The organism is Pseudomonas sp. GL-B-12, assembly GCF_019955895.1.
Taxonomy (GTDB): domain Bacteria; phylum Pseudomonadota; class Gammaproteobacteria; order Pseudomonadales; family Pseudomonadaceae; genus Aquipseudomonas.
The window spans coordinates 20799-33370 of the sequence record NZ_JAHBCX010000037.1 but is presented as its reverse complement, the minus strand read 5'-3'; the positions used below and the strand labels follow the sequence as shown (position 1 = coordinate 33370).

At 60.8% G+C, this 12572-nt stretch carries 13 protein-coding genes; 2 read left to right on the top strand and 11 right to left on the bottom strand.

Translation table 11 applies throughout. The features are described from left to right. Positions 1 to 41 precede the first annotated feature (41 nt). Positions 42 to 761, top strand: a complete 720-nt coding sequence (locus tag KGA85_RS20600; protein ID WP_223456957.1) for an AAA family ATPase — start codon at positions 42 to 44, stop codon at positions 759 to 761. Positions 762 to 830: 69 nt separating this feature from the next. On the opposite strand, the gene KGA85_RS20595 is transcribed toward KGA85_RS20600, so the two are convergent. From KGA85_RS20595 to KGA85_RS20545, 11 genes are all read right to left on the bottom strand, one after another. Then, positions 831 to 1109, bottom strand: a complete 279-nt coding sequence (locus KGA85_RS20595; RefSeq protein WP_223456958.1) for a DUF971 domain-containing protein — start codon at positions 1107 to 1109, stop codon at positions 831 to 833. Further along, the gene (locus KGA85_RS20590; RefSeq protein WP_223456960.1) at positions 1106 to 2068 is read right to left on the bottom strand and encodes a HEAT repeat domain-containing protein; all 963 of its coding nucleotides are present in this window, start codon (positions 2066 to 2068) and stop codon (positions 1106 to 1108) included. The genes KGA85_RS20595 and KGA85_RS20590 overlap by 4 nt, the downstream gene beginning before the upstream one ends. Then, positions 2065 to 2913: an ABC transporter ATP-binding protein gene (locus KGA85_RS20585; RefSeq protein ID WP_223456962.1), complete on the bottom strand. Its 849-nt coding sequence runs from the start codon at positions 2911 to 2913 to the stop codon at positions 2065 to 2067. The genes KGA85_RS20590 and KGA85_RS20585 overlap by 4 nt, the downstream gene beginning before the upstream one ends. Beyond that, positions 2913 to 3695: an ABC transporter permease gene (locus KGA85_RS20580; protein ID WP_150755759.1), complete on the bottom strand. Its 783-nt coding sequence runs from the start codon at positions 3693 to 3695 to the stop codon at positions 2913 to 2915. The genes KGA85_RS20585 and KGA85_RS20580 overlap by 1 nt, the downstream gene beginning before the upstream one ends. 138 nt (positions 3696 to 3833) lie before the next feature. After that, positions 3834 to 5240 (bottom strand): ABC transporter substrate-binding protein, encoded by a 1407-nt coding sequence (locus KGA85_RS20575; RefSeq protein WP_223456964.1) that lies wholly within the window; start codon positions 5238 to 5240, stop codon positions 3834 to 3836. A 165-nt stretch (positions 5241 to 5405) separates the two neighbouring features. Next, a complete protein-coding gene (locus tag KGA85_RS20570; RefSeq protein WP_003180418.1) occupies positions 5406 to 5651 on the bottom strand; it encodes a ferredoxin family protein in 246 nt (81 codons plus the stop codon). 26 nt (positions 5652 to 5677) lie between these two features. Beyond that, positions 5678 to 7408 carry a fumarate reductase/succinate dehydrogenase flavoprotein subunit gene (locus KGA85_RS20565; RefSeq protein ID WP_223532154.1) on the bottom strand — a complete coding sequence of 577 codons (1731 nt, stop codon included), beginning with the start codon at positions 7406 to 7408 and terminating at the stop codon, positions 5678 to 5680. Further along, positions 7405 to 8157, bottom strand: coding sequence for a GntR family transcriptional regulator (locus tag KGA85_RS20560; RefSeq protein WP_223543343.1), 753 nt, complete (start codon positions 8155 to 8157; stop codon positions 7405 to 7407). The genes KGA85_RS20565 and KGA85_RS20560 overlap by 4 nt, the downstream gene beginning before the upstream one ends. A 235-nt stretch (positions 8158 to 8392) precedes the next feature. Further along, positions 8393 to 9361 (bottom strand): Gfo/Idh/MocA family protein, encoded by a 969-nt coding sequence (locus tag KGA85_RS20555; RefSeq protein WP_223532152.1) that lies wholly within the window; start codon positions 9359 to 9361, stop codon positions 8393 to 8395. A 16-nt stretch (positions 9362 to 9377) separates the two neighbouring features. Further along, positions 9378 to 10265, bottom strand: a complete 888-nt coding sequence (locus tag KGA85_RS20550; protein ID WP_223456972.1) for a Dyp-type peroxidase — start codon at positions 10263 to 10265, stop codon at positions 9378 to 9380. Positions 10266 to 10374: 109 nt separating this feature from the next. After that, positions 10375 to 11415 (bottom strand): AraC family transcriptional regulator, encoded by a 1041-nt coding sequence (locus KGA85_RS20545; protein WP_223456974.1) that lies wholly within the window; start codon positions 11413 to 11415, stop codon positions 10375 to 10377. 208 nt (positions 11416 to 11623) lie between these two features. Here KGA85_RS20545 and KGA85_RS20540 point away from each other — a divergent pair, with 208 nt between their 5' ends. Then, the gene (locus KGA85_RS20540; protein WP_223456982.1) at positions 11624 to 12568 is read left to right on the top strand and encodes a transporter; all 945 of its coding nucleotides are present in this window, start codon (positions 11624 to 11626) and stop codon (positions 12566 to 12568) included. Positions 12569 to 12572: the final 4 nt, after the last annotated feature.

Genomic DNA, 12572 nt, shown 5'->3' with positions numbered 1-12572 from the left:
TTCAAGCACCTGAGAATCAATCCCGTATGGAGCCGATACTGATGAAAAAATTCACGGCGCAGAGCATCGATTTCTCCTATACAGACAACCCCCTCTTGACCCAAGCATCTCTTGAGGTTGCTCAAGGCGACATTGTCGGCATTCTGGGACCAAATGGATCTGGAAAAACAACTTTTTTCGATATCGTCTGTGACCTTAAAAAAGCAAAGTCCGGTTTCATAAAAAACGACTTCAGTCACTTTTTATACCTTTCTCAAATCATCTCCACTCCCCCACCGTTGCGCATGCGTGACATCTTTAAAATGGTGACTGCGCTGTCATCAAGCGAGCCTATGACACAAGATAAAACCCTGAAAAAACTAAGTGCGTGGAGCCCTGCGATAGTCGATCGATACCAAGACATATGGAACAAAAAATCATCGCTATGCAGCTACGGAGAGACACGCTGGTTCTTTACTCTCTCTCTTCTTTCAATTTCTGCAGACTTCGTGATTCTCGACGAACCTACTGCCGGTGTAGATCCAGAATTTCGTCGCTATATTTGGCAATGCCTTCGCGGCGCCGCCAGGGAGGGCACAGCTATTCTGGTTTCCTCGCACAATGTTGATGAGGTAATTAACCATTGTGATTATTTTTATATGATTAGCCAGCAACGCTTCAATCGCTTTGCCAATGGTAGTGAGTTCATGCATCGGTATGGCGTAAAGACTGTGGACGATGCGTTTATCCGAGCCGTTACTGAACCTGTATTCGCAACATAAGCAACTGGAAGCGCACACGGGGGAGCTGCCGCAGACTGCGACAACTCCCGATGAGGAAAAGGATTCGATTCAGTCGGTAAGCCCAGCAAGATAAGCCCACGGATAAATCCCCCGCTCATGCCCATCGCTGAACACCAGTTGCAGTCCATACCCCTGCGAGTGCAACTCGATCACCTGAACCCGCTCATCCACCATCGGCGCCATCCCTCGCAGCCGAAACGCCCGGCACTGCGAGCACGGGCACTGGCGACGCAATTCGGCGTGTTCGAACACCTGTTTGCGACCATCCGGCCAATTCAGGCGCAACTGCTGTTTGCTGCGGGAATTGCCAATCGCCAGCGGGTTCATTGCAGTTGGCTCAAGGCAATGCGCACGGCCTTGCGCACTTCAGGGTCGCCGTCGTCTTGTGCGTCCTGCAATGCCGCAATGGCCCGTGGGTCGTTCAATTCGCCGAGGGCCAAGGCGGCTTCCTTGCGCAGGTTGCTGATGCGGTGGCCGAGGGTGTCGATCAGTGCGTCCAGGGCAGGTACAAAACGCAAGCGACCGAGGCTGCGGGTGGCGCGCAGGCGCACTTGCCAGTAATCGTCGCCCAAGGCGTCGATCAGGGCCGGGCCGGCGTCGAGGTGGCCGACCTTGCCCAGGGTGGTGGCGGCTTCTTCGCGGACTTGCCAGGCATCGTCGCGCAAGGCCTGGCGCAGGGCCGGCAGCACTTGTGCGTCAGACGCCAGGCCCAGCGCCCCGGTGGCGGCGCGTCGCACGTCGGTGTCCGGGTCAGCGCTGGCCAGCCGCGCCAGTGCCGGCAAGGCATCGAGTTGCTTGAGCCAGCCGAGCACGCCCACTGCCTCGCGGCGCACGCTGGCGCTTTCATCGTCCAGTGCCCGGGCCGCCGCATCGGCGGCATCGGGGCAACGCAACTCGCGCAACGCCCTGAACGCGGCAATGCGTACGCCGCTGTCGGCGTGCCCGGTCCACGGCAGAATGACCCGGCCCGCCGCTTCACTCTTGAGCAGGCTGAGGCTTTGCGCAGCGGCCACCTGCACCGCCGGGGATGGATCCGTCAGGGCCTGGCACAGTGCCTCAACCACCGGCTCGTCCTCCCAGGCTTCCAGCAACCGCGCGGCTTCGGCGCGAACGTCTGCAATCGGGTCTTCGGCCAGTCGATCGATCAACCACAGCAGGCCGTCCGGCTCCTCAAGATCGGCCAACTCGATCAGTGCGATCCGGCGCACACCGGGATCGTCATCGGTCAAGCGCGGTTGCAGGGCAAGAATGTCGTCGTTATCGGTTACTTCGAATAGTGAGGTCATAGGGCAAATCGCGGCAGTTTGTTTTCAGGGGGAAGTCCGAGCGGGTTCAGGCGTGGCAGTTGCCGACCGTCTTCGTGCCGCAGGAGTTCGAGGCAATGGCGCTTGAGGTGCGAGAATTCAGGGCGGGTCACCAGTTCCGTGCTGCGCGGCCTGGGGAAATCCAGGCGCAGGTCTTCGATGATTCGCCCGGGGCGCGAGCTCATGACCAGCAGGCGATCGGCGAGGAACAGCGCTTCGTCGATGTCATGGGTGACAAACACCACGGTGGTGCGGATGCGCGTCCAGATGTCCAGCAGCAGTTCCTGCATGTTCAACCGGGTCAGGGCGTCGAGGGCACCGAAGGGTTCGTCCATCAGCAACAGGCGCGGTCGATTGACCAGCACCCTGGCGATTTCCACTCGCTGCTGCATGCCGCCGGAGAGCTGATCGGGCCAGCGCCCGGCAAAACCTTCGAGGCCTACCAGCGCAAGGATTTCATCCGCCGCCTTGTGCCGTTCGAGCTTGCCGACACCGCGCATTTTCAAGCCGAACGCCACGTTGTCACGCACCGTGCGCCACGGAAACAGGGTGTGCTGCTGGAACACCATGCCGCGTTGCGGCGATGGCCCCGAAACCGGCGCGCCATCCACATTCAAGGTGCCGGTACGCGGTTGCAGGTGGCCGGCCAGGGCGCCGAGCAAGGTGGACTTGCCGCAACCGGACGGCCCGAGAATGCACACGAACTGTCCCGGTTCGATCTGGCAATCAAGGCCCTGTACCGCTTCGAAAGCCGCGGCCCCCTCACCCAGGCTGATCGACAGCCCGCGAACATCGATACGCCCTTCCATGTGTTGAAAAACGCTCATCAGGCTTTTCCTCGTGGTCGATGCCAGGGCGTGAACAGCCCGCCCAGACGCTTGATCAACAGGCTGCTGCCCATCCCGAGCACGCCGATCAGCAACATGCCGACCACGATGTCGGCGTAGTTCTGGATGGTGTAGGACTCCCAGGTGTAATAGCCGATGCCGAATTGACCGGAGATCATTTCCGCCGTCACCAGGCAGAACCACGAAGTGCCCATGCCGATGGCCAGGCCGGTGATGATGCTGGGCGCGGCACCCGGCAGAACGACCTCCAGCAGGATTGCCCGGCGCCCTGCCCCGAGGCTTTTCGCCGAGGCGATCAGCCGTGGGTCGACGCCTTCGACGCCATGCACGGTGTTGAGCAGGATCGGGAACAGTGCACCAGTGAAGGTGATGAACACCATCGACAGTTCCGACGAGGGAAACATCAGGATCGCCAGGGGAATCCACGCCACCGCCGGGATCGGGCGCAGCACTTCCAAGGGCGGCAGCAACAGATCTTCGGCCCATTTCGAGCGGCCGATGGCCAGGCCCAGGGCCACGCCGATGATCAGCGCCGCGAGGTAACCGGCGAATACCCGGCCGAGGCTGCTGCCCAGGTGCTGCGCGAGCTTGCCCGAGTCGCCGAGGCCGAGGGCGGCTTCAATGACCGCCACGGGTGTCGGGACATTGGCGAAGGTCACCAGGCCGAGGTTCCAGTGGTGGCTGGCGGCGAGTTGCCAGAATACGAGGCAGAGCAGCAAGGATGCGGCTCTTGGGATCCAGCGTGAATATGATCGGTACACAATTATTCCTCTCAACCCTGGATCTAGACACAAGCGGGCTTGCTCGCGAAAGCGGTGTTTCAGTCAACTCAGATGTTGAATGTTGAACCGCATTCGCGAGCAAGCCCGCTCCCACAGGGGATTGCGGTGTTACGACTGTTAGCGAACCGCCACGGCCTGCGCAGTGGCATCAGTGAAGTCGAGGACCTTGCCGCCCTGGGCCGTGGCGAACTGTTGGGCCTGACCTTTGAGCAGGAACGCACTCAGTTGCCCTTTGCCATCGGTGGCAAACCACGCCTGATCCGCCAGCAGCTTGATCCCGCTGTCGCTGGCCTGGGCGTACACCGCGCGGATGCTCTTGCCTTCCTGCTTGAGGCTGGCCAGCGCGGCAAACGCCGCTTGCGCCGAGGCGTACTGACGGACTTTCGGCTCGCCGCGCACCCAGATTTCCGCCACATGGCTGAAGTCGGTGATGGCTTTGCCGCTGGTGGCATCGACGGCCTTGAGCGGCGTCTGCCCGTAACTGGCCAGTTGCGCGCTGTAGTCCAGGTTCGAGGCCTTGAAGGCGGCGCGGATGTATTGGTCGTCGATGAAGGTGTTGAGATCCAGACCGCGATCGGCCTTCTTCAACAACTTGAGGGTATCGATGGCTGTGCCCACGGCCTGACGGTATTCCGGCTTCCAGCTCAGGTCGCGGGTCTGCACACCGAGGGGGCCATGGAACAGGTAATTGACCTCGGCATCGACCCCGGTGACCTTGGCGATCAATTCGCTGTACTTCTCCGGCTCAGCCGCCAGCAGCTGGTTGGCTTCGATACTCGCCCGCAGGTAAGCGACGACGATTTCCGGGTACTTCTTCGCATAGGCCTGATCGACCAGCGCACCGTGGAAGGTCGGCGCGTTGGCCTGGGAACCGTCATAAATCTTGCGGGCGAAACCACGGCTGGGGAACAGTTCGGCGAATGGCACGAAGTCAGCGTGAGCATCGATCTTGCCGGCCTGCAACGCGGAGCCGGCGACTTCCGGCGGCTGGGCAATGATGTTCACGTCCTTGAGCGGGTCCCAGCCCTGGGCCGCGACGGCGCGCAGCAGCATGCCGTGGGCGGTGGAAGCGAACGGCACGGAAATGGTCTTGCCCTTGAGCTCTGCCAGCGACTGCACGCCCGATGCGCTTGGCACCACGATGCCGTTGCCGCTGCCCTTGATACTGCCCGACAGCACGCTGATGAACAGGCTGTGCTTGCCCGCCGTTTCGAACGCCACGCCGTTGAACGCGCCGGGGAAATCGGCCATGGCGCCGAAGTCGAGTTTGCCGGCCACCATTTCGTTGGTCAGGGGGGCGCCGCTGGTGAAGTTTTTCCACTGCACCTCGTATTGGGCGTCTTTGTAGGGGCCATCGTGGGGCAGGTATTTTTCCAGCAGCCCGAGTTCGCGAATCAACAATCCGCCGGCGGCGCAGTTGATGGTGGTGTCCTGGGTGCCGATGGCAATGCGGATGGTTTCGGCCGAGGCCGACAGGGTGAATGAAGCCAGTACCAGACCGGCCAAAGCTGCACGCAACATCATGAGTGTTTCCCCTCGAATCATTTATTGGATGTTCGTCTCCGCCACGATCAGGGCGCGGTGGGAAACGAGGGGTGTCTTGAATCAGGCGTCCGGTGGTGCCGGATGGCGTTTTGTTGTCTGGGCTGGCCTCTTCGCGAGCAAGCCCGCTCCCACATGGACAGTATTTCAGCGCAGCAGGTACGGGATCTCGACTTTCACAGCGCCCGTCGGGCAGTCCTTTTCACAGGGCATGCAGTACCAGCATTCATCGAACGCCATGTAGGCCTTTTGCGTGGCCGGGTTGATCGCCAGCAGGTCCATCGGGCAGACGTCGACGCACACGGTGCAGCCTTTGTGGGCGATGCATTTGTCCTCATCGACCGTGACGGGTGCGTTGGAGCGGAAGAAGATTTCCTGGGGTTGGTAAGCCATGTTCGGTCTCTCTTTTGTTGTCGGTATCAAGCCGCATCGGCACCGACCCGCAACCGGTCGTAAGCCTGCATCTCGTCGGCATCCAGCGGGATGATGTAAGGCTCGACGGCTTTCTTGAAACTGCTCATCAAACCGTTTTCGTCTTTCTTCAGGTGGCAATGGCAGAACCAGTCGCGGTCGTTGCGTTGCGGGTGATCGACGCGATGGTGGTAAAGCCCCCAGCGGCTTTCGGCGCGAAACAATGAAGCGCGGGCGGCCATTTCGGCGCAGTCGCGGATCATGCTGACTTCCATGGCGCGCATCAGCTCGTGGGCGTTGTGGGCCTTGATCTGGTCGAGATCGCGCTGGATGTCGCTGAAGCGTTGCAGGCCGATCTGCATCTTCTTGGTCACTTTCGGCGGTTGCAGGTAGTCGTTGACGAAGCGTCGCAGCTTGTATTCGACCTGGGCCGGTGGCAGGCCGTGTTCACGGTCCAGCGGTGCGTAAACCCGCTGTTTTTCGGTTTCGATCTGCCGGGCATCCAGCGCTGAAAACTCGCGCCCGGCGACAAAATCCGCTGCGTTGTGGCCAGCGAACCAGCCATAGGTGAACGCGCCGAGCATGTAGTTGTGCGGCACGGCAGCCATGTCCCCCGCCGAGTACAAGCCCTTGACCGAGGTCTCGGCCTTCTCGTTGACCCACACCCCCGAGGCCGAATGCCCGCTGCAAAAGCCGATTTCCGAGATGTGCATCTCGACCATCTGCGTGCGGTAGTCGGTGCCGCGATTGGCGTGGAACTGGCCGCGACTCGGACGCTCGTTGCTGTGCAGGATCTCTTCGATGTTCTGGATGGTTTCCTCGGCCAGGTGATCGAGTTTGAGGAACACCGGGCCATTGCCGCTTTCCAGCTCCTGGTGGAATTCCCACATCATCTGCCCGCTCCAGTAGTCGCACTCGATGAAGCGTTCGCCCTTGTTGTTGGCGGTGTAGCCACCCAAGGGGCCGGTGACGTAGGCGCAGGCCGGGCCGTTGTAATCCTTGATCAACGGGTTGATCTGGAAGCATTCCAGGTTCGCCAGCTCGGCCCCGGCGTGGTAGGCCATCGAGTAGCCGTCGCCGGCATTGGTCGGGTTTTCGTAGGTGCCCATCAGGTAGCCCGAAGACGGCAACCCCAGGCGTCCGGCGGCACCGCAGGCGAGGATCACCGCCTTGGCCTTGATCACATGGAAGTCAGCGGTTCGGCAATCAAAGCCCATCACGCCGTTGACCGCGCCCTCTTCATCCGTCAGCAATCGGGTGCAGACCAGGCGATTGGTGATGCTCACCCGTGCGCGCTTGAGCTGGCGGTACAGAACCTTTTTGATGTCGTGCCCTTCCGGCATCGGCAACACATAAGCGCCCATGTGGTGGACCTTTTTCACCGCGTAGTCGCCGGTTTCGTCCTTCTCGAATTTCACTCCCCAGCGGTCCAGTTGCTCGATGGTCTCGAAGCTGTGGGTGGCATAGGCGTACACCGCGGCCTGATTGACGATGCCGTCGTTGGCGATGGTGATTTCCTTGGTGTATTGCTCAGGCGTCGAGTGGCCGGGAATGATCGCGTTATTCAGGCCGTCCATGCCCATGCTGATCGCACCGCTGCGCTTTACGTTGGCCTTGTCGATCAACAACACCCGCAGGTCGCGGTTGCGTTCCTTGGCCTTGATCGCCGCCATGGGGCCGGCGGTGCCGCCACCAATGACAACGATGTCGTATTCCTGCTCCAACGTGCTGCGCGTCATGCCTGCTCCCCTTTTTGCCGGTCGATCCGCAGGCGGTACTGGAAGGCATCGCCACGGTAGTAAAGGTGTTCGAAGTCCAGCGGACGACCCTCGATATCGTGGGTCAAGCGTTCGATGCGCATGATCGGCGAGCCGGGTTCGACGTTCAGCGCCCGAGTCAGGTCGCTGTCGGCCAGTACCGCATCGATGGCCAGGTCGGCGTGCCCCAGGGCCAGGCCGCAGTCGTTTTCCAGGATCTGGAAAATGTCGCGGGTGACCAGGTCGGCTTTTTCCAGGCGCTCACCAACGGCCTTGGGCAGGTAAGTGATTTCCAGGGAAATCGGCTCGCGATTGATCAGGCGCACCCGTTTGATCTGCGCCACGACCTCGCCTTCGGCCACCTGCAAACGCTCGGCGACGAGCTTTTCGGCGGCAATGAACTTGAAGCTGCGCAGGCGGTTGATCACCTCATAGCCGCGACCGGTCATGGACTCGGCCAGGCCTTGCAGGGTGCTGACGTTCTGGAAGGTTTTCGGCTTGGCGACGAAGGTGCCCTTGCCGTGGATCTTGAAGATCAGCCCTTCCTTTTGCAGGTCACCCAAGGCCTGGCGCACCGTGATGCGGCTGACCTTGAACAACGCGCCAAGTTCGCTTTCGGAAGGCATCTGGCTGTCTTGGGGGTATTCGCCGTCGAGGATGCGGGTGCGCAGCACGTCTCGCAGCTGGGTGTGCAACGGGACGCTGCTGATGGATAGAACGTTATCGGTCATGGCAGATCACTTGTTATAACGAGTTATGACGTGATCTTAGTGAGGTTATGACACGCTTGAGAAATACCGAATGCGCATAAGGTTAGAAGTGCGAAGCAAGAACAATTGTGGGAGCGGCGGTGCGGCGATCCGACTTGCTCGCGAAGGCGGTGTGTCAAACAACATTGGCGTCGACTGACACTCCCTCTTCGCGAGCAAGCCCGCTCCCACAAGGGATTATGTGTGGTCTGAAGAATCAGTGCCGCTTGAGGATCTGGTCCATCACCCAATCGGTCTTCAGCGCCTGCTCGGCCACCGCCGGGTGCTGCGCTTCGCCACGAATATGCGCATTCATGCCCAGGACGTGGTGCCACTGAATGTGTGCGTGATGCTCGATGTTCAGGCTGAGGCGTTCATCGGCGTGCAGCTCGATCGGGTGCTCATCGAACACTGAAAAAGTGATCCGGCCTGTACTGCCAATCACTTCGACCCGGTCTTCGCGACGGTCTGCAACGAAGTTCCAGCAGCCCATGCCCAGTGCCCCGCTGGAAAACCGCCAAGTGGCGCTGACGGCATCTTCGGCCGCGTACAAACCGGCCTGACGTGCGGTGAACCCGGCGACTTCGACGATATCGCCGAACAGGTACTGAAACAGGTCCAGGCCATGGCTGGCCAGATCCGCAAAGTAGCCACCACCGGCAATCGCCGGATCGGTGCGCCAATTTTCACTGCCGTTCCGGTCCGCTGCCGACGGGGCTTTGGTGAGGGTCCAGCTCAAGTGCCGGACCTCGCCGATCCGCCCCTCTTCCAGCCATTGCCGCACTTGCCGGAAGCGTGGCAACGAACGTCGGTAATAGGACACGAACAGGTGCAGCCCGGCATCGGCAAACACCTGCTGCATTTCACGACTTTGCCCGGCATTCAACGCCATCGGTTTTTCGACGCAGCAATGCTTGCCGGCGGCGGCCACCTGCAAGGCATAGGCGTGATGGCTGTCGGGTGGCGTGGCGATGTACACCGCGTCGACTTCGGGATCGTTGATCAGCGCCTGCGCATCAGTGTAGACCCGCACGATGCCGTGGCGCGCGGCGTAGTCGGTGACGGCTTCAAGGCGCCGGCCCATCACCGCCACCAACGCCGATCCGGGCGCTTTGTAGAAGGCCGGCGCGCTTTTGCGTTCAGCGACGCTGCCACAACCGATCATGCCCCAACGCACCAGGTTCATAGGCTCTCCTTGCTACTCAGACGATGCGCAATGCGCGCAGGTCCAGTCGACCGTCCTTGAGCGGCGGGCACCAGTAGTAGCCACCGGTGATCGGACGGCTGATGCGGTACAGACCGTCGGTGATGCCGTCTTCCAGGCCACTCATACGGCGCAGTTGGGCTTCGAAGGCATCGAGGGAAAAACCGAAGGCCAGGAACATCAGGCCAGCGCGGTCACCTTCGATCCACGGCATCGAACGGCGCACCACGAAGGCTTCAGGCGCAAAGCTTTCCTGGGCGGTGCGTTTGACGTGGGCGGAAACCGGCGCGTCGTCGATCTCTTCGTTATCGCTCAAGCGCCGGCCCATGATGTTGTCTTTTTCATCCGCCGACAGCCCATGGAAACCTTTCAAGTCATGCTGCCACTGCTGGATCGCGGCAAAGCTGCCACCCACCGTGCCGTCCGCGCCCTCACCCACCAGGGCGGCGGCCACGGCGGCTGCGTCGTGGGGGTTCTCGGTGCCGTCTTCGAAGCCGGTCAGGTCATGGCCGTTCATATGGCGGAAGGTTTCGTTCATCTGCACCAGGCGCAACGCCGGGGCCAGTGCCGCTTCGATGGCGTTGCTGCGGTTGAGCAACTCACCACGGTCTTCACCGTGCAGCCAGCACCAGAGCGCGTGTTGGGTCGACGGATTGTCGACACCGACCCCAGCCAGTGCCGGGAAAGTACGCAGGCCTTCGATCTGCCCATCCAGCGCCTTGACCAGGGATTCGCCGAAGCCGACGACAGCCGATTTCCCGTCCACCAGTTGCATCAAGTTGTCGAGTGCAGCCGGCAGTGCCGCGGCGGATTCGAGGGCGAAGAACATATGGCGGGCTTGAGGCGGAACGGGGGTGGCGAGAATGCCCGGCTGGTAATGGCTCATATGAACTCCTTGAAAAAGAGCATGGAGTTTAACCGGAGTACGAGGGTTTGTGTGCCGTCAGAGGCCAGGAACCTGTGGTGAGGGGGCAAGCCCCCTCTCCACAAAAAGATCAGACCACGCTGGGGCTTTCGTTACGGAACGCACTCGGGCTCATGCCGGTCCAGCGCTTGAACGCCCGGCGAAAGCTGCGCACGTCGCTATAGCCGACTTCCTCGGTGATGCGTTCGATGGACATGTCCGGGTTGGCCAGCAGGCTCATGGTGCGGGCCTGGCGCACTTGTTCCAGCAGCGTTTCAAACGTCAGCGCGTGTTCGGTAAGGCGGCGGCGCAAGGTGCGGCTACTCATGTTCAGGTCGCCGGCGATTTTCTCGATGTGGCTGCCCTCGGTCAGGTCCCGGGCAATCGCCCGTTCCACCGCCTGGATCAGATCCATTTTCTGGTGCACCTGCGCGGCTTCCAGTTCGAGCAATTTCACGGCCTGACGCAGGGCCAGGGAATGGTGATTGGGCAAGTGAACGTCCAGCCAATACGCATCGATCACCATGCGGTTTTGCAGGCAACCGAAACGCACGTCCGGCCCGAGCAGGCGCGAATATTCGCCGAGATAGTCCGGCGCGGCATGCATGAACTCCACGGCCATCGGCTTGAAATCCGCCCCGACCAGCGCCCGGCCGTACACCAGCAAGCTGGCGAAAAACTCCTCGACCGCGAACAACTGCACGTCGGCGAACGGCAAGCGGCATTCAGCGTCGACAAACACCCGATCCCCCGCCTCCTCCACACTCGACACGACAATGCCGCCAGAGGTGTGTTGATGGCGAATGCCCAACTCGAAGGCATCGCGCAGGGTCTTGCACAGCGACAACACATGCCCCAACAACCCCAACGTACCGAGCACATTCTGCGCGCCGACCCACAAGCCCAATCCCTGATTGGGCAAGGCCTTGAGCGCGCGCTGAATCATGGCCACGGCCTGGCGATAGGAAATACGCTGCGCCGGGTCCTGCAGGTCTTCAAAGGTAAAACCCAACCCTCGGCACAGGCTCTCGGGGTGGATGCCTTTTTGTTCGGCGACTTCGGCCAGGGTCTGCAGGAGAAACGGCGACACCAGCGCCAGTTCAAAGGTGGGATCGGTCACTTTCATTTGCATGGGGCCATACATTCCGGGTCGAGCTGCATTCTTATTTTTGTAACCGGTTATGTCGAAGGAAGTTAGCACAGGGTGCAAAGGCTGTCCGCAGAAGTCCCCCTAAATGGCCGCCAATACCCTGCCTTGCAGGGCGCAGACAGCTTATTTCTATGTTGCGGCCCTCGTATGGATGCCGGACAGCCCGCTAACAATAATAATGAGTACACCCATGATCCCGACCCGCACGACACTTCCCCTACTGGTCATTGGCCTGGCCGGCGTCTGCGCCCTGCAACCGGCACTGGCCACCGAGGCTGGCGTGGACAACATCGGCCCCGGCACCGACGGTTTTTTCATGTTGCCGCTTTCGCCCGACAGCCTTCCGGACAACATGGTTGCGTTCAACCTCTACTACAACCACTACAAAGCCACGAAACTGAACATCAGTTCGCTCGGCGGCAAGGTGCCGAACGTCGAGATCGAGTCCACGGCGGTCGTTCCGCGCCTGGATTACCTCAGCCCGGTGCGAGTGTTTGGCGGCCGGCTGGCCGGCTACATCGCGCAGCCCTGGCTCAAGCAGGAGGTCGCAGTGTTCGGCTTGCAGGACACCCGCGAAGGCATGGGCGACACCACGGTCGCGCCGATCATTCTCTGGGACATGGGCAAGAACCTGACCCTCGGCGCCGCCATTGAAATCACCGTGCCGACCGGCGAGTACAGCGTTGACCGCCTGGCCAACACCAGCAACAACTTCTACACCTACAAACCACTGTTTTCCTTCACCTGGCTGCCGACGGACAGCACCGAGGTGTCGATGAAGACCACCTACAGTTTCAACGAGAAAAACAAGGACACCGATTACAAGTCGGGGCAGATTTTCCACTTCGACTATTCGGCCAGTTTCAAGATCACCGACGACCTGATGCTCGGGTTGAACGGCTACTACCTCAAGCAAACCACCGACGACAAACAGTTCGGCCACACCGTGCAGTTCAATGGCCAGGACGTAAATGACGGGGTTCGCGGACAGGTGTTTGCGATTGGTCCGGCGCTACACTGGACCTTTCTCAAATACGCCAGCGCGGAGATTCGCTGGGCCAAGGAATTCGACGTGGAAAACCGGCCTGAAGGGGAAATGCTTTGGGCGAAGGTCAGTATTCCCTATGCGTTTTGACTGA